The organism is uncultured Winogradskyella sp. (assembly GCF_937958655.1).
Classification (GTDB): domain Bacteria; phylum Bacteroidota; class Bacteroidia; order Flavobacteriales; family Flavobacteriaceae; genus Winogradskyella.
This window is the reverse complement of the sequence record NZ_CALGNH010000003.1, coordinates 1-16,453: the sequence shown is the minus strand read 5'-3', so window position 1 is coordinate 16,453 and position 16,453 is coordinate 1. Positions and strand designations below refer to the sequence as shown.

14 protein-coding genes are annotated in these 16,453 nt (G+C 34.4%); 10 read left to right on the top strand and 4 right to left on the bottom strand.

Annotated features, from left to right (window positions below; translation table 11 throughout):
- The first annotated feature begins 63 nt into the window (after nt 1-63).
- From Q0800_RS00770 to Q0800_RS00755, 4 genes are all read left to right on the top strand, one after another.
- Nucleotides 64-2,694 (top strand): AsmA family protein, encoded by a 2,631-nt coding sequence (locus tag Q0800_RS00770; RefSeq protein ID WP_299126767.1) that lies wholly within the window; start codon nt 64-66, stop codon nt 2,692-2,694.
- Nucleotides 2,695-2,805: 111 nt separating this feature from the next.
- Complete coding sequence (locus tag Q0800_RS00765; RefSeq protein ID WP_299126766.1) at nt 2,806-3,669, top strand: RNA polymerase sigma factor RpoD/SigA; 864 nt, start codon at nt 2,806-2,808, stop codon at nt 3,667-3,669.
- 81 nt (nt 3,670-3,750) lie between these two features.
- A complete protein-coding gene (rpsU, locus tag Q0800_RS00760; RefSeq protein WP_299126765.1) occupies nt 3,751-3,945 on the top strand; it encodes a 30S ribosomal protein S21 in 195 nt (64 codons plus the stop codon).
- A gap of 104 nt (nt 3,946-4,049) precedes the next feature.
- A complete protein-coding gene (locus Q0800_RS00755; protein ID WP_299126764.1) occupies nt 4,050-4,682 on the top strand; it encodes a LysE family transporter in 633 nt (210 codons plus the stop codon).
- On the opposite strand, the gene Q0800_RS00750 is transcribed toward Q0800_RS00755, so the two are convergent.
- Entirely contained in the window at nt 4,679-5,470 is a 792-nt protein-coding gene (locus Q0800_RS00750) for a DUF2797 domain-containing protein (protein WP_299126763.1), read from the bottom strand. The genes Q0800_RS00755 and Q0800_RS00750 overlap by 4 nt on opposite strands.
- Nucleotides 5,471-5,524: 54 nt before the next feature.
- Between Q0800_RS00750 and Q0800_RS00745 the strand changes: the two genes are divergently transcribed.
- From Q0800_RS00745 to Q0800_RS00725, 6 genes are all read left to right on the top strand, one after another.
- Nucleotides 5,525-7,042 carry a GH3 auxin-responsive promoter family protein gene (locus Q0800_RS00745; protein ID WP_299126762.1) on the top strand — a complete coding sequence of 506 codons (1,518 nt, stop codon included), beginning with the start codon at nt 5,525-5,527 and terminating at the stop codon, nt 7,040-7,042.
- 134 nt (nt 7,043-7,176) lie between these two features.
- On the top strand, nt 7,177-8,409 hold the full coding sequence (locus tag Q0800_RS00740) for a hypothetical protein (RefSeq protein ID WP_299126761.1): 1,233 nt from the start codon (nt 7,177-7,179) through the stop codon (nt 8,407-8,409).
- 461 nt (nt 8,410-8,870) lie between these two features.
- Complete coding sequence (locus tag Q0800_RS00735; protein WP_299126760.1) at nt 8,871-9,218, top strand: hypothetical protein; 348 nt, start codon at nt 8,871-8,873, stop codon at nt 9,216-9,218.
- A gap of 14 nt (nt 9,219-9,232) precedes the next feature.
- The gene (locus tag Q0800_RS14140) at nt 9,233-9,433 is read left to right on the top strand and encodes a DUF6252 family protein (RefSeq protein WP_366518820.1); all 201 of its coding nucleotides are present in this window, start codon (nt 9,233-9,235) and stop codon (nt 9,431-9,433) included.
- Nucleotides 9,434-9,519: 86 nt separating this feature from the next.
- Nucleotides 9,520-10,533, top strand: coding sequence for a hypothetical protein (locus Q0800_RS00730; RefSeq protein WP_299126758.1), 1,014 nt, complete (start codon nt 9,520-9,522; stop codon nt 10,531-10,533).
- 122 nt (nt 10,534-10,655) lie between these two features.
- Complete coding sequence (locus Q0800_RS00725; protein ID WP_299126757.1) at nt 10,656-12,734, top strand: T9SS type A sorting domain-containing protein; 2,079 nt, start codon at nt 10,656-10,658, stop codon at nt 12,732-12,734.
- A gap of 79 nt (nt 12,735-12,813) precedes the next feature.
- Here Q0800_RS00725 and clpX read toward each other — a convergent pair whose 3' ends face one another.
- From clpX to tig, 3 genes are all read right to left on the bottom strand, one after another.
- Nucleotides 12,814-14,043: an ATP-dependent Clp protease ATP-binding subunit ClpX gene (gene clpX / locus Q0800_RS00720; protein ID WP_299126756.1), complete on the bottom strand. Its 1,230-nt coding sequence runs from the start codon at nt 14,041-14,043 to the stop codon at nt 12,814-12,816.
- Between the two features lie 187 nt (nt 14,044-14,230).
- Complete coding sequence (locus tag Q0800_RS00715) at nt 14,231-14,905, bottom strand: ATP-dependent Clp protease proteolytic subunit (RefSeq protein ID WP_299126755.1); 675 nt, start codon at nt 14,903-14,905, stop codon at nt 14,231-14,233.
- A gap of 89 nt (nt 14,906-14,994) precedes the next feature.
- Complete coding sequence (tig, locus tag Q0800_RS00710; RefSeq protein ID WP_299126754.1) at nt 14,995-16,317, bottom strand: trigger factor; 1,323 nt, start codon at nt 16,315-16,317, stop codon at nt 14,995-14,997.
- Nucleotides 16,318-16,453: the final 136 nt, after the last annotated feature.

Here is a 16,453-nt window from a genome sequence, read left to right as displayed (position 1 = left end):
TTAGTGAAGCAAGTTTTTTTAAGAAATTTTACGTAACTATAGCTAAAAGCATTATACCATACTATGAAGAAAACTTTCAAAATTATTGGAATCATCTTACTCATTTTTGTTGCAATACTCGTTGCAATTCCATTTGTTTTAGAATCTAAAATCGATACCATAGTGCAAAATTATGCAGATAAAAACCTTAATGCTGATTTAAGTTTTAATGACATTAGCTTAAGCCTAATTAGTAGTTTCCCTAAAGCGGAAATCAATATAGAAACCTTAAAAATTACAAATAGAGCTCCCTTTGCTGGCGAAACTTTAGCAACCGCTAAGTCTCTAGCCTTTGAGATGCCTATTGGGCAACTTTTAAAAGGAACGGAAGCACCATTAACGGTTAAGGAAATTATAGCAGATGAGTTGCTTTTAACAATAAAAACCAATAAAAATGGAACAACTAATTATGACATAATTAAAGAAGAAGAAAATATTAATTCTCACATAGAAGATACAAACGCTACACCTTTTAGTTTTGATATTGAACATTACGAAATTAACAACAGTGCCTTTACCTACATTGACGAAATTGCCAATACCGAATTTTATCTCACCGAAATAAACCACTCCGGTAACGGCATATTTTCTGGAGACGTTTCTGAATTAGACACAAAAACAGAGGCAAAAGTTAGCATGGCTATTGACAGTACTAATTACCTCAATAACAATAGAATTAAACTCAATGCTCTAATTGACCTTAATTTAGAAGATGAAAAGTACACCTTTAAAGATAACAAAGGCTTTATAAACGCTTTACCCTTAGAATTTAAAGGTTATGTACAAATGGGTGAAGATGGGCAACACCTTGACATTAGTTTTAAAAACCCAGAATCGTCCTTTAAAAATTTCCTTGCTGTTATACCTAAAGAATATGTAAAAAATATTGGAAACGTAAATACAAAAGGAAACTTTACCGTTGCAGGCACCATAAAAGGGCTAATATCAGAAGAAACCATACCAACTTTAGATATAAATATGCAATCTAACAACGCCTCTTTTAAATATCCTGATTTACCAAAAAGCGTTGAAAATATAATTATTAATGCATCTATTAAAAATACCACTGGTAATGCAGACGACACGTACATTGACCTCAACCAACTCGATTTTAAAATTGATCGAGACGTTTTTAAGTCAGAAGCACATATAAAAAACCTAACGAGTAATATGCTAGTTGATGCAAATTTAGACGGCGTGTTAAATTTGGCAAATATTACAAAAGCATATCCTGTTGAATTAGACAATCAACTCAGCGGTATTTTAAAAGGGAAACTCAATACATCCTTTGATATGAATGCTATTGAAACCAATGCCTACCAGCGTATTAAGAACAAAGGCAGTGTATCCATTTCAGATTTTATATTTTCTTCTGAAGATATCGTTAACCCCATACAAATTAACACAGCCAATTTAAACTTTAAACCTGGCACTGTTAGCCTTAATAGTTTTGATGCACTTACCGGAAAAAGCGATTTTTCCGCTACTGGCACTATCAATAATTTATTAGGTTTTTTGTTAAGTGATAAAAAGCTACAAGGAAATTTTAACGTTGATAGTAATACGTTTGCTATTTCAGATTTTATGGTAGAAGATGAAACAGCTACTCTCAAATCTAACAAAACCACATCTAAGAAAGAGTCTTTAAAAATTCCAGACTTTTTAGACTGCACCATTACGGCAAACGCTAATACCGTAATCTACGATAATCTCAATTTAAAGAATGTAAAAGGACAATTGCGTATTAAAGACCAAAATGCCAACCTTAGCAATATGACCACGGATATATTTAATGGTCAGTTAGGAATTACTGGCAACGTTTCTACCAAAGATGCAAAACCAAAATTTGATATGAAATTGGCCATGCAACAATTTGATATTTCGCAGTCTTTTAAAGATTTAGATATGCTAAAGGTTTTAGCTCCAATTGCTAAAGTGATACAAGGAAAGCTAAACTCTACTATTGACATCAGCGGATTTTTAGACGAAAATTTTGCACCAGACTTAAGTACTATTTCAGGCAAAGCGCTTGCAGAAATCTTAACATCTAATATTGATACAAGCAAAAGCCCTCTAATTGGAGGGTTAGATAAGCAACTTAATTTTATAGATCTTGAAAAATTAAAACAAAACATAAACACACGCCTCAGTTTTAAAAATGGTACAGTACAGGTAAAACCCTTCACCATCAATTACAAGGATATTCCTATTGAAGTTTCTGGTGCTCACACCTTCGCAAATACTTTACAATACAATGTTGTAATGCAAGTACCTGCCAAGTATTTAGGCGGAGAAGTTAATCGTTTAATTGGTAAGATTAATGATAGTGAGGTGGATAAGATTAGCATACCAGTTACAGCCAATATAAGTGGTAATTTTTCTAGCCCAAATATTTCAACAGACTTAACAAGTGGAGTGGCTAATTTAACCAAGCAACTCTTAGAACTACAAAAACAAAAACTATTAGAGCAAGGTGCAGATCAACTTAATGATTTACTAGACGGAGTATTAGGTGAAAATCCTAATACCACACAAACAGACAGCACAAATAAAAACCCAAAAGATAAAATTAAGGAAGGTGTTAATTCTGTTTTGGGAGGGATTTTCGGAAAAAACAAGAATAATAAACCACAAGATTCTACCAAAAACCAGTGATTTTTACGTTAAAACCACATAATTTTCCCAATTTTTGTTAATACTTGTTTATTTTTTTGGAATTCTTAATTATTCCGTTATAATGTAGGTTCACAAATTCTAAAATAGTTCATGAGGCAACTTAAGATTACCAAACAGGTAACTAACAGAGAAGACAAATCCCTAGACAAATACCTACAAGACATTAGTAAAATACCACTGATCACTGCTGAAGAGGAAGTGGAATTAGCTCAACGCATAAAAAAAGGTGATCAAGTAGCGCTTGATAAATTAACTACAGCTAATTTAAGATTTGTAGTATCCGTAGCTAAACAGTACCAAAACCAAGGCTTAAAATTACCAGATTTAATTAATGAAGGTAATGCAGGCTTAGTAAAAGCGGCGAAACGTTTTGATGAAACTAGAGGTTTTAAGTTTATATCTTATGCCGTATGGTGGATAAGACAAGCTATTTTACAAGCCTTAGCAGAACAATCGCGTATTGTAAGACTGCCACTGAATAAAATTGGTACCATAAACAAAATAAACAAAACCTTTTCTCATTTAGAGCAAATACACCAAAGACCGCCAAATGCAACAGAAATTGCACGCGAGTTAGATATTAGTGTACGAGAGGTAAAGCAATCCATGAAAAATTCTGGTCGTCATTTATCTATGGATGCACCACTAAAAGAAGGTGAAACATTTAGTCTTTACGATGTTGTGAGCGAGAGCGAATCGCCTAGACCAGACAAAGACTTAATGAAAGCGTCCTTAAATGTAGAAATTGAGCGTGCTCTAGACACATTAACCCAAAAAGAAAGTGATGTTATTCGTTTAAATTTTGGCATCGGAGATCAGCCACCAATGACCTTAGAGGAAATAGGTAGTATCTACGATTTAACAAGAGAACGCGTTCGCCAAATTAGAGAAAAAGGAATTAGGCGCTTAAGACATGCCAGTAAGAGTAAAATTCTTAAAACTTATTTAGGATAATAATTTTTTATTTTCAAATAGTTAGCATATATTTGCCGACCATTTGAAGGAAATAAGACATTATAACAATATATTTATAAGATGATTAAAATCGAAATCAAAGAAGGAGAAAACATTGAAAGAGCTCTTAAGCGTTATAAGCGTAAGCACAGAAACGTGCAAATAATGCAAAACTTAAGAGAATCTCGTTATTTCACTAAGCCTTCTGTAAAGCGTAGAAGAGAAATTCAAAAAGCGCAATACATTCAGAATTTAAGAGACCAAGAAGAGGTATAAATATCATTTTATATAATTTAAAGTTTCAAAAGAGTAACAATTTGTTACTCTTTTTTTTATGCTCTTTTCTGTAAGTTTCTTAATCTATTGCCTACAAAAGACACATGATTTTGCTTTACTTTTTTATTGGACTTATAGCATGCATTATAGGAGCATTACCGCTTGGCGCTTCAAATATTGCTGTTATTAATACAACATTAAGAGAAAATGCCAACCAAGCACTAAAGATAGCTGTAACGGCAGGTATTGCCGAAGTTATATTATCTTATTACGCATTACATTGTAATATGGTGGTTAAGGATTTTTTTAAATCTAACCAATGGTTACAAGTTTTAATTGCCATAATACTGCTAGGAGTTGGCGGGTTTTTATTCTTTAAATCTAACAAAGACAAATCTAAACCCTCAAATAACACCAAAACGTTATTACAATCTAAATATGCAACTGGCTTTTTCTTAGGAGTACTAAACCCACCTGTGTTAATTTATTGGCTAGTTATATTTGGGGTGATTAACACTAACACTATTATGTTAACGCTTCAATCCCCTTTACTTAATCTTTTTCTATTTTTTGTTGGAGTTTATGCTGGGAAATTAATTACACTATACCTCTACAGTAAGTTTTGTTTATTGATAAAACACAGATTTAAAAACATTAACCTCATACTCAATAAGGTTACAGGCAGTTTGTTATTTCTTATTGGTTTAATTAACGTTTTTAAACTCTATTTTATTTAAAGACTTAGCTCTACTACAAGCCCTTCGTTAGCGCGGATATTAAACACTGTGTTGTCTTCAAATATGAGATATTGACCTTTTAGACCTACTAATTTTCCAGAATAGTCTAACTGCTTTTTTAGGTTAAGACTATTTGGCTTTTCAGGATATTGATGCACCGGAAATTTTAAATGGGTTTCTGAGTTGCTTTCGATAAAATAAGCCTCAACCTCCTTGGGTATAAATGGCTTTAAGGTTGTTCTCCATTCGGTTAGATTAACATCTTCAATTTCATTTTTCAACATTTTCCTCCAGTTTGTTTTATCGGCAACATGTTCTTTTAAAGCAACCTCTGTAATGCCTGCCAAATAGCGATTAGGCACTTCAACTATTTCTATAGCTTCGTGCGCTCCTTGGTCTATCCAACGCGTGGGCACCTGGCTTTTTCGAGTTACACCAACTTTTACGTTACTAGAGTTTGCTAAATATACAATATGTGGTTGTAGCTGCACCTTTTTTTCGTAAGCTAAGTCTCTATCTTCTTTGTCTAAATGCGCAGTACTTAATTCTGGTCGCATTATCCAATCACCTGCAAGAGGTTTATCAAAAAAACAACTTTTACAAAATCCTTGTCTGTATATAGGCCGATCTAACTTACAGCTTAAACACTCGTGCCCTGCAAGTTTTATAGTAATGAACTTATTTAATAGTTGATTCATGTGAATAAAATCATTTTCAAAAATTAAATAGTATTGGATCGGTTCTAAAAACTCGGTCTGCATTTTAGTAAGTACACCAGTGTAAACCATAAAAGAAATTTAGTATTTTTAGCAATGCTAAATTAGCCAAAAGAAAAGAAATCCATGCCAATTCCTATTGTTAATTCCATTGCTTCGTGGTTTTTAAAAAAACGATTTCATCAGATTGAATTGTTTTTAAAATACCCTAACGAAGTACAAAACGAATTACTATTTAGCTTATTAAAATTTGCAAAAGATACAGAGATCGGTAAACAGTATGATTTTGCATCTATTAAAAGCTATAAAGCGTTTAGTGAACGTGTTCCTATCGTTAATTATGAAGTTATTCAACCTCTGATTGAGCGCTCTAGAAATGGCGAGCAAAATATCTTTTGGCCAAGGCCTATAAAATGGTTTGCAAAATCTAGCGGAACTACCAATGCAAAGAGCAAATTTATACCTGTAAGCACAGATTCTCTTGAAGATTGCCACTATGCAGCCAGCAAAGATTTGCTCTGCATGTACCTTAATAATAATGAAAATGCACAATTATTTACTGGCAAAAGTTTGCGTTTAGGAGGCAGTAAAGAACTTTACAAAGAAAACGGTACTGTTTTTGGAGACCTTAGTGCAATACTTATAGATAATATGCCATTTTGGGCAGAATTTAGTAGTACACCAAGTAGTAAAGTTTCTCTTATGAGCGAATGGGAAACTAAAATGCAAGCTATTGTTGACGAGACTATTAACGAAAACGTAACCAGTTTAGCTGGTGTACCCTCTTGGATGCTCGTTTTACTCAACAATGTTTTAGAAACCACAGGAAAATCTAATTTATTAGACGTATGGCCTAACCTTGAAGTCTATTTTCATGGAGGTGTAAGCTTTAACCCTTACATTGAACAATACAGAGCTATTTTACCAAAAAAAGACTTTAAGTATTACGAAATCTATAATGCCTCTGAAGGTTTTTTTGCCATACAAGATCAAAATTATTCTGGTGATTTATTATTGATGCTAGACTATGGTATTTTCTATGAATTTATTCCTATGGACACCTATGGCACTAAAGACCAAAACGTCGTTTCTTTAAGTGATGTAGAGCTTAACAAAAACTATGCTGTAGTTATAACCACCAATGCCGGACTTTGGCGTTACAAAATAGGTGACACCATACGATTTGTAAGTCTAAAACCGCATCGAATAAAAGTTTCGGGCAGAACTAAACACCATATTAATGCTTTTGGTGAAGAACTGATTATAGAAAATGCCGAAGATGCTTTAAAAAAAGTCTGTAAAAGAACAGCTGCCGAAATTGTAGATTACACAGCTGCACCAATTTTTATGAGTGGCAAAGAAAAAGGTGCACACGAGTGGATTATTGAATTTAAAAAGCCACCAGAAAATATGTCTTATTTTGAAGAACTATTTGATAACGCACTTAAGGCTCTAAACTCCGATTACGAGGCTAAGCGTTATAATAATATGACGCTTAATAAGCCTAAAATTCATTGTGGTAGAAAAAATTTGTTCTATGATTGGCTTAAGGAAAATGACAAATTAGGAGGCCAACACAAGGTACCTCGACTATCAAACACCAGAGATTATATAGATGCATTACTTAAACTTAATAGCTATTAAGTTAATCGTTAATTATTGTAAAAAACTATTAATCATCAGATAAATAGTCTGTTTATCTAAAAAAGACTACTTTAATTTAAGAGTAATTAAGATTTTTAGTAATTTCGGTATTTTAATCCATTTTTACCCTCTTTATGAAATCTACAATACAACTATTGTTAACAGTAGTACTAGTTGGTGTGTACTTGCCATTTAGTACTATAGATGGTACTGCAAAAACTAAAAAAATAGCAACTTATAATAACAGTGGTTATCTTTTTGATGTTAATGTAACCAAAATAAATTCTGAATATTCTGAGATCCCAGCTGCTGTTTTTAGAGATAAGTTAGTCATTGTTTCTTCTAAAAAAATTGGCGCTATTGGTAACGGAACGGATGAAACTACAGGTTTACCATATACCAATTTGTTTTGCTCTGATATTGTAAAATCTAATTCTGATTTTTCAACTCCTATATTATTTAGTAGAATTTTAAATACCAGAGGTAGCGAAGGACAAGTTTCATTTACACCAGATGAGCACACTATTTTTTACACAAGAAGTAAGCGCAAAAATGCTGCTAATTACCAATTATACTCTGCACAGTTAGAAAAAGATTCTTACGGAAATTGGAAAGATCATACACCAGCAATCTTTAATAGTGAAGCGCATTCTATAGAAAATCCTCACGTATCAACCGATGGTAAATTTTTGTTTTTTTCTTCTAATATGGAAGGAGGACTTGGTGGTTTTGACCTATACAAAGCACCATTGAGCAAAAACGGAACTTTGGGTACACCCATAAATTTGGGACCTACAATTAATACTGAGCTCGATGAAAAATATCCACACACCTCTAAAGACGGTGGAGAATTATTTTTCTCTTCTAAAGGTCACTCTAGTCAAGGTGGTTTCGATATTTTCATTACCAACATTTATGGAGAATTAGATTACTCTGAGCCGCGTAACTTAGGAATTAAAATAAATTCTATTAGAGATGAGGTAGCATTTACGCTTTTAGATAACGATAAAGGTGTATTCTCTTCTAACGAAGGTAATGATGGAATGCGCTTTAATATGTATAAATTTAATGCCAGAGCAATTTACCAAGATTTAGAAGGTATCATTTTTGATAAAGAAGATAACACCTTACCTAACATTACGGTAGTACTTTATGATAATAAGGGTAATGAAATAGAGCGTCAAACTACTGGTAAAGACGCTACATACAGATTTAAAATTAGACCTTTTGAGCAGTACAAAATAAAAACCATAAAAAATGGTTATGAAGATGCAGTAGTATCTTTTAAATCTACTGATACAAAATTAAATTTGGCATATAAGGAAGATTTAAAACTATCGACCAACGGTACGTTAACCAAGAAGTAGAAGGCTTACACTTTAACGAAAAAAACAACCTATACATTTCGTTAAACGAGAATACAATCACCTTTAACCAAAAATTAAACTCATAAGAACTCAGGTTTAAAATTGCTTCTATATTAGCTGTAAATAAATGTGCTATTTATTACAGTTTATAAAATATTGCAAGCAATATTTAATTAATAATCCTAACTAACAAAAAACCACAATCTAAGATTGTGGTTTCTTTTTATCACTTGTCTAGTCCTGAAATTGCGGTGCACTAAACCATAAGTGTAATGTAAACCTAGACTGTTAAACTTATGCAAATACGTACTTATACGTATAGTAGCGTGTGATTACTTCCTATAACTTTGCCACAAACAAAATAATGTATGCTTAATAAAAGCTTAACATTATTTATGGTAAAACCGTAAACAAAACTCACTAAAAACCATTATATTATTTCTAACCCAAATAAATATATTATGAAAGCTATACTGTCATTCCGAGCTTCTCGAGGAATCTTTACAATTTTACTTCTCTGCCTTTTAACTCTTACATCTTGCAACAACGACGACGATGCTGGCCTAACCAACCCAATAGACCAACTGCCACTTGCTACTCAGACTGGTGCTAATACCTTTGGTGCGTTATTGGACGGTGAGCCCTTTTTACCAGGTGGTGGCACTAACCCTTTGGATTGTGTTTACCAACTCATAAATGGTGAAAGATATTTTACTCTTCAAGCATCAAAAAGAGATGAAAACTTTAATTTAATTGGTCTCTCTCTACAAATGCTAAGACTCTTGAAGAAGATGAGACATATACTTTAGTTTCCGAATTTACCATTGGTGGTGCTTCTGGCAAGTACTTATATAATGGAGATATCTTTGATACTGATCATGAAAATTCGGGTCAATTAACCATAACACACCTAGACTTGAACAACCAAACAGTCTCTGGTACGTTCTTTTTTGATGTTATCGACCAAAATGGAGACCTAAGACAAATCAGGGAAGGACGTTTTGACATGCAGTTTACCCAGTAATTAAATACAAGGCCCGATGTGCTGCAACACATCAGGCCTAAAATTAAACCTATAAAACTAAGTTTAACTATTCAATTCACTAATTTATGAAAATTAAGATTACCCAATACTTAAGGGCTTTGATTATTGTGCTGTTTTTTGTTTGCACTACAACCCAGGCCCAAACCGTTTCCCACGACTATAAAAACACCATCAACGACGTCTTTGCAGGTGTAGACCTTACCAAAGTACCGCACCACCTTTTACTCGACTATGCCATGGAATTTGTGGACATACGCTCTTATAATGGCGTGGCCAGTGATACCAACTACGTCCATAAGGGTATCTATACCTCTGGTTACAACACATTACTTATGGCTCGTACCCAAACCAATGTTACCGATCTCATAGATCCTAATGTATTTGAGGCCAACTGGCAAGCAGAGCGTTTACCTTATACCATAGCCATTTCTGGTTTGTATTACAAGTATTCTCGCTTGCGAGAAGATGCCTACCCAGACGATATTACCATTAACAACGACAAACTTTACGATAAGTACGACAATGGCGTATGGCAAGACCCTTATGAAACCGACGATGTGTTTATGATGACTGCGCCCATACTAAGTTATAACTACAAAAATATGATCGTAAAACTACCTACTAACCTATGGTACACCAACCAAGATGCCCAAGTACAAAGTATTGCCATAGATTTTAATGATGGTAATGGTTACCAAACCTTGACCTTAGACCAAAGCATTAACCTAAGTTACACCAATGAAGGCACTTACGATTGGGACTATAAGCTGACGTTGACCAATAACCAGGTACTCTATAGCCACAGTAAACTTATTGTGGGTAACCAAAACGCACCGATCGTTTCAACTAAACGTTTAACTACAGAATCTTGCAATCCTGCCAACCCAGAGAGTTTAGCTTTTGATCAAATTGAGTTTCAAGGCACACAGCAATTTCAAGGCATTGCCAACTCAGCAACGATACAGATTGCTTATGCTGGTGGTAACTTTTGTGGCACCATTGATAGACCGCTTATTGTGGCAGAAGGCTTTGAAAGTGGGCTGTTGGGCACTGAAAATCCATTAGGGGAAATGTTATAGTAAGCTTTAGACAAGAGGCTCGAAATGCTTCACTAAATCTTAGAACTGAAATCGACGATTACGACATCATCTATGTCAACTGGGACCAAGGCAGGGACGACCTCAGGCGCAATGCCTTGTTGTTGGAAGATATTATTGAGTGGGTAAACGACACTAAAACAGACCCAAATATACAAAACGTGGTCTTGGGTCAAAGTATGGGAGGCGTCATTGCTCGTTACGCCTTGGCAGACATGGAGGACAATCCTAGTTTGGATCACGATACCAGCTTGTACATAAGCCACGACGCACCGCACCAAGGTGCCAATATCCCTCTTGGTATACAATACTTTGCACGGCACTTAGCAGACCAATTTGTGAGTACTCCTCTTGGCAATTTACCGTTACCTGCCGCTGGCGGTGGTTCTATAACCATAAGCGATTTGCAAAACGTATTTAACAGCCCAGGTACAAGACAGCTGTTGTCCAACAACATAAACGGTAATTTTAACCTAGATAATTCTGAGTTTGAGACTTGGCAAACGGAACTACAGAATAAAGGCTATCCAATACAAACTAGAAACATTGCCATAAGCAACGGGAGCCACTGTGCCAATTTTCAAGAAGTTGGTCCACAACAAGAATTATTGTACTTAAGTGGAGATGTGGAGCCGACCATATTTGCAGATATCCTTTTAAATTTTTACCCTACCTTGTTTGGGTATGAGAGCATTGTTTATATAGGTCTGGCGGCAATTCTGGAAAATCCAGCTTATTTAGCTGGTCTGTTACCAGGTCGTACGAACTTTAACGCAAGGTTTGAAGCCAAGACATTACCAAATGTTGGCCAGTCTAACAATATTTACAAAGGTCGTATTAGAATTACCAAAAAAATTGATTTTCTTATTACATCGCTTTCGTATTCCATTAATATTACTGATCAGGAATTCAATAATCCTAACGCAGTACAATTACCCCTTGATTCTTATCCTGGAGGAGCTTTTAATGTAACTTTTGACCTTTCGGATATCAATGATAGCGAAACTAATGATTGGTTATATAACTTAAACCTTGTTGGTAGATCAGCCAATAGCTTTAATTTTATACCAACACCAACTGCACTTGATGTTGGTGGAGGAACTACTACCCTAGGTAATCCAGATTATATAAAAAAATATAATTCGGCTGACCCACCAACAGGAAGTCTTGCTATTCCCTTTGATAATTATACGACATCATTTGATCCTAGTGGTGCCAATGAACAGCATATTTCATTTAATACTAGAAACGGTGATTGGCTAGCTTTAGAGTTAAATACTATTGCAAATGACGAAGATAGTTTTAATTGTACCTTTACTTGTGGTAATGAAGAAATTACTGGTGTAGATGCCTTTTGTTTTGGTAATCCTACATTCTCATTTCCCGCAGGAGCAGACACCTACAGTTGGAATGTGGTCTCTACTGGTGTGGTCAATGTTACCTCTGGTACTAATAGCAATAGTATTACATTATCCAGAAACGGTAATGCCAGTGGACCAGTGACCTTACGTTTAATCATTGACAGTCAGCGATGTGGTGTTAACAATATGTTGTTTACCAAAGATATCTATGTTGGTTCACCAATAGTGAGCTCAATTGTAGAAATAGATCCTAATACTATTAACCATATCAGTTCTGGTAATGGTGGCAACTGCCCAGATATTGGTCTAGAACTTAACTTTACACCGAGCAACCAAGATGTCTTAGAAATAGAGTGGGAAAAGATCACTACAGATGTAACGTGGTCTAGAGATTTTGATAATTCTAACGACAGATACGTCATCCTATACCCTAACTGTAATAAGGATTTTGAGTTTAGGGTAAGGACACGGAACATTTGTGGATGGTCAGATTGGCAAAATCTCACCTATACCATAAACTCTTGTGCTGGAAATTGTGGTGGTAGTGCTCCTGGCACATTGTCCTCGGACTATTATGAAGTTTATCCCGTACCTACAAGTGATAATCTTACGGTAAAGATAAAGTCTGTACCACATGGCACTATTGACCCTAACCTTAACTTTAACATTCAGTTGTTCAACAGTTCTGGTATTTCGGTTTATAATACCACTTCTGCCTTTAACCCTACTACCTTTGATGTGTCTGGGTTTTTAACGGGAACTTATACCCTTATACTCTCGCATAACGGTACAACAGAGAGTTTTCAGATTATTATAAATTAGAATATTAGATTTGTTCTTATAAAAAACCCACAAGTTTTAGTATAGCTTGTGGGTTTTAATTTATGTAGTTTTACATGAGCTATGACACAGCTTTCAGTTTCTTTAATGTAGATTTAGACAACCTGTCTTCGGCATAAGCTTTAGTCACATTAAGTTTAGTCTCTCCCGAACCAGGTAAATCAAACATGGCTTCGGTTAATATCTCTTCACACAAAGAACGCAAGCCTCGTGCACCCAATTTATATTCTATAGCTTTTTCCACAATATAGTTTAAGGCCCCTTCCGTAATACTAAACTCGACTTCATCCATAGCAAATAACTTTTTGTATTGCTTTATAATGGCATTCTTAGGCTCAGTTAAAATTGCTCTTAATGTATTCGCATCTAAAGGATCCATATGAGTTAATACCGGCAGTCGTCCGATAATTTCAGGAATTAATCCAAAGTCCTTTAAATCCTTTGGAATGATATACTGTAAAATATTATCATCATCAACATTATCATCTTTTATAGAACTATAACCAATGGCTTGCATGTTAAGACGTTTAGTAATAACGCGCTCAATACCATCAAAAGCTCCACCAGCAATAAATAAAATATGCTCCGTATTTACTTCAATAAACTTTTGATCTGGATGTTTACGCCCTCCTTTAGGCGGCACATTAACTACAGTTCCCTCTAATAATTTTAATAAAGCTTGCTGAACTCCTTCACCTGAAACATCTCTTGTAATTGATGGGTTATCACTCTTACGTGCAATCTTATCAATCTCATCAATGAATACGATACCACGTTGTGCTTTTTCTAGATTATAATCTGCAGCTTGTAATAAACGTGTTAAAATACTCTCTACATCTTCACCAACATAGCCAGCTTCGGTTAAAACCGTTGCATCAACAATAGCAAGAGGTACATTCAACATTCTGGCAACTGTTTTTGCCATTAATGTTTTACCAGTACCTGTTTGTCCCACCATAATGATATTACTTTTCTGTATTTCAATATCATCATCAGAAGGAGGTTGTAATAAACGCTTGTAGTGATTATATACGGCAACAGACATGACACGCTTAGTATATTCTTGTCCTATGATATATTCATCTAAGAAAGCTTTAATCTCTTTTGGCTTCCTTAGCATTAACTCAGCACTCAACTCTGTATTACCCGTTTGCTTGGATTCTTCAATGACGATACCATGCGCCTGTTCAATACAGCGATCACAAATATGCGCATCTAACCCAGCAATTAATAAATTGGTTTCTGGCTTTTTCCTACCACAAAATGAGCATTCTAATTCTTCTTTTGCCATCTTAAATATCTATAGTTAAGTTCCCATGGAAATGGGAATATCTTCAATTTTAGTCTAGTATTAGTTGTTATCATTTTCATCAAAAACGTATCACTTAATTAAGAGATTGCCACGTCCTAGTTTGCTTCGTTCCTCGCAACAGAACTCGCAATGACAACAACCATTATTTAGTCGTAAGCAACTACTATTACTTGCGTTCTAAAACTTCATCAATCATTCCATATGCTAATGCCTCATCAGACTTCATCCAGTAATCTCTATCTGAGTCTTTCTCTACTTGTTCGTAAGATTTACCTGAGTGGCTAGAAATGATATTGTATAGTTCTTCTTTTACCTTTATTGTTTCTCGTACAGCAATTTCCATATCTGATACTTGTCCTTGAGTACCACTCATTGGTTGGTGTATCATTACACGAGAGTGCTTTAATGCCGAACGTTTTCCTTTTTCACCAGCACATAATAATACCGCTGCCATAGATGCTGCTATACCTGTACAAATTGTTGCCACATCTGGCTTTACAAACTGCATAGTATCATAGATTCCTAAACCTGCGTATACCGAACCACCTGGCGAATTAATATAAATCTGAATATCTTTTGACGCGTCTGTACTTTGTAAAAATAGTAGTTGTGCCTGAATGATATTTGCGACTTGGTCATTAACTCCTGTACCTAAAAATATGATACGATCCATCATTAAACGAGAAAATACATCAAATATAGCAATATTCATTTGACGCTCTTCTATGATATTTGGAGTAAGCCCTACTGGCATCATACTACTTACGATCTTTTCATAGTAAGTAGAACTTATACCTTGGTCTTTAATTGCAAAATTTTTAAACTCTTTTCCGTAGTCCATATATTATTAATACGATTTTTATATTACAAAAAAACGTTTTACTCCTAAAAGTAAAACGCCTTAAAGATACTTATTTATAGACAAGTATTCTAATTGTATACTTCCTTTACAAATTCATCAAAAGTTACCTTCTTAGTCTTAAGGTTTACATTTTCCTTAAAGAAAGTTAACATTTTTTGATTCATTAGCTGTTCAGAAAGTCTTTTTACTTCTTCTTGATTCCCTAGAATACGTGCTGCAATGTCTTCTAATTCTTTGTCTTCAGGGTTCATTTGACCATATTGCATCATTTGCATTTTGATCATATCCTTTGCATATGTTTTAAGCTCTTCAAAGGTTACTTGCAAGTTATTTTCTTGAATAAGTTTTCCTTCTATAAGTTGATAACGTAGTCCTTTTTCAGAACGGTTATATTCTTCTATAGCTTCTTCTATAGTCATTGGGTTTTCTCCTGTAGATTGGATCCATTTTTGAAGAAAATCTGCTGGTAAATCAAATTTTGTTTCTGCTATAAGGTGATCAGTCACATCATTCATTAACTGCTGATCGCTTTGCTGCTGGAATTGCTTAGCTGCATCTTCCTTCATTTTTTCTTTAAGCTCAGTTACTGTTTTTACAGCATCTTTCCCATATAGCTTATCAAATAAATCTTGATCAAATTCTGCAAGCTCTCTTGAATTTACTTCTGAAATTGTAAAAGCAACTTCTGCATTTAGTTCTTTTGCTTCTTCTTCAGTTTTCTTTAGTGCATTTTGATAGCTATGTGCTTCACTGAAAAGACTTTTTGTTTTCACAGTGATCACATCACCTACTTTTGCCCCAAGAAAAGCATCTGTATTTTTCTTTCCTTTTAGTTGAGCAATTTCAAAAGTAGCAGTATTATCAAGCTCTAATTCTTCATTTACAAAAGCACCCGTAACTTCGCTATCTTTTGCCACTTCAGTTTGAGAGATTAACTTACCATATTGCTTTTGAATTGTAGTAAGTTGATTTTCGATCATTTTATCATCTGCATAAATCTCATATCCTACAATTGCTTTCTTAGGTTTAAGATCTATATCAAATTTAGGAGCCATTCCTAATTCAAATTCAAAACTATAATCATCTAAATCCCAATCAAAATCTTCCTGATTTTTAGGAAGTGGATTCCCAAGTACATCTATTTTTTCTTCAGAAAGAAATTTACCTAGTGCATCTTGAAGCAATTTATTCACTTCATCTACACGAACTGCCATTCCGTATTGCTTTTGAACAAGTCCCATAGGCACGTGTCCTTTTCTAAAACCTGGGATATTTGCCGTTTTACGGTAATCCTTTAAAATAGACTGCACTTTATCTTGATAATCATCTTTAGCGATGTCTACCTTAATAATCGCATTAAGCTCATCGATTTGCTCCTTTGTAATATTCATTCTTCTCTTAATTTAAGGGCGCAAAAATACGTATTTTTTTACACCTCAACAATGTTTTAATTTCTTCTATCCCGTAGTTTCACATCTTCTTTAAGCATTTGAAATAAAATACTTTGAAATATACTTAGTAAAACAC

Excerpts from the sequence above, each read along its gene's own strand:
- Q0800_RS00765 (WP_299126766.1), top strand. The coding sequence starts at position 2,806 with ATGAGGCAACTTAAGATTACCAAACAGGTAACTAACAGAGAAGACAAA.
- Q0800_RS00730 (WP_299126758.1), top strand. The coding sequence starts at position 9,520 with ATGAAAATTAAGATTACCCAATACTTAAGGGCTTTGATTATTGTGCTG.
- Q0800_RS00715 (WP_299126755.1), bottom strand. The coding sequence starts at position 14,905 with ATGGACTACGGAAAAGAGTTTAAAAATTTTGCAATTAAAGACCAAGGT.
- clpX (WP_299126756.1), bottom strand. The coding sequence starts at position 14,043 with ATGGCAAAAGAAGAATTAGAATGCTCATTTTGTGGTAGGAAAAAGCCA.
- Q0800_RS00750 (WP_299126763.1), bottom strand. The coding sequence starts at position 5,470 with ATGGTTTACACTGGTGTACTTACTAAAATGCAGACCGAGTTTTTAGAA.
- Q0800_RS00755 (WP_299126764.1), top strand. The coding sequence starts at position 4,050 with ATGATTTTGCTTTACTTTTTTATTGGACTTATAGCATGCATTATAGGA.
- Q0800_RS00735 (WP_299126760.1), top strand. The coding sequence starts at position 8,871 with ATGAAAGCTATACTGTCATTCCGAGCTTCTCGAGGAATCTTTACAATT.
- tig (WP_299126754.1), bottom strand. The coding sequence starts at position 16,317 with ATGAATATTACAAAGGAGCAAATCGATGAGCTTAATGCGATTATTAAG.
- Q0800_RS00740 (WP_299126761.1), top strand. The coding sequence starts at position 7,177 with ATGAAATCTACAATACAACTATTGTTAACAGTAGTACTAGTTGGTGTG.
- Q0800_RS00745 (WP_299126762.1), top strand. The coding sequence starts at position 5,525 with ATGCCAATTCCTATTGTTAATTCCATTGCTTCGTGGTTTTTAAAAAAA.
- Q0800_RS00770 (WP_299126767.1), top strand. The coding sequence starts at position 64 with ATGAAGAAAACTTTCAAAATTATTGGAATCATCTTACTCATTTTTGTT.
- rpsU (WP_299126765.1), top strand. The coding sequence starts at position 3,751 with ATGATTAAAATCGAAATCAAAGAAGGAGAAAACATTGAAAGAGCTCTT.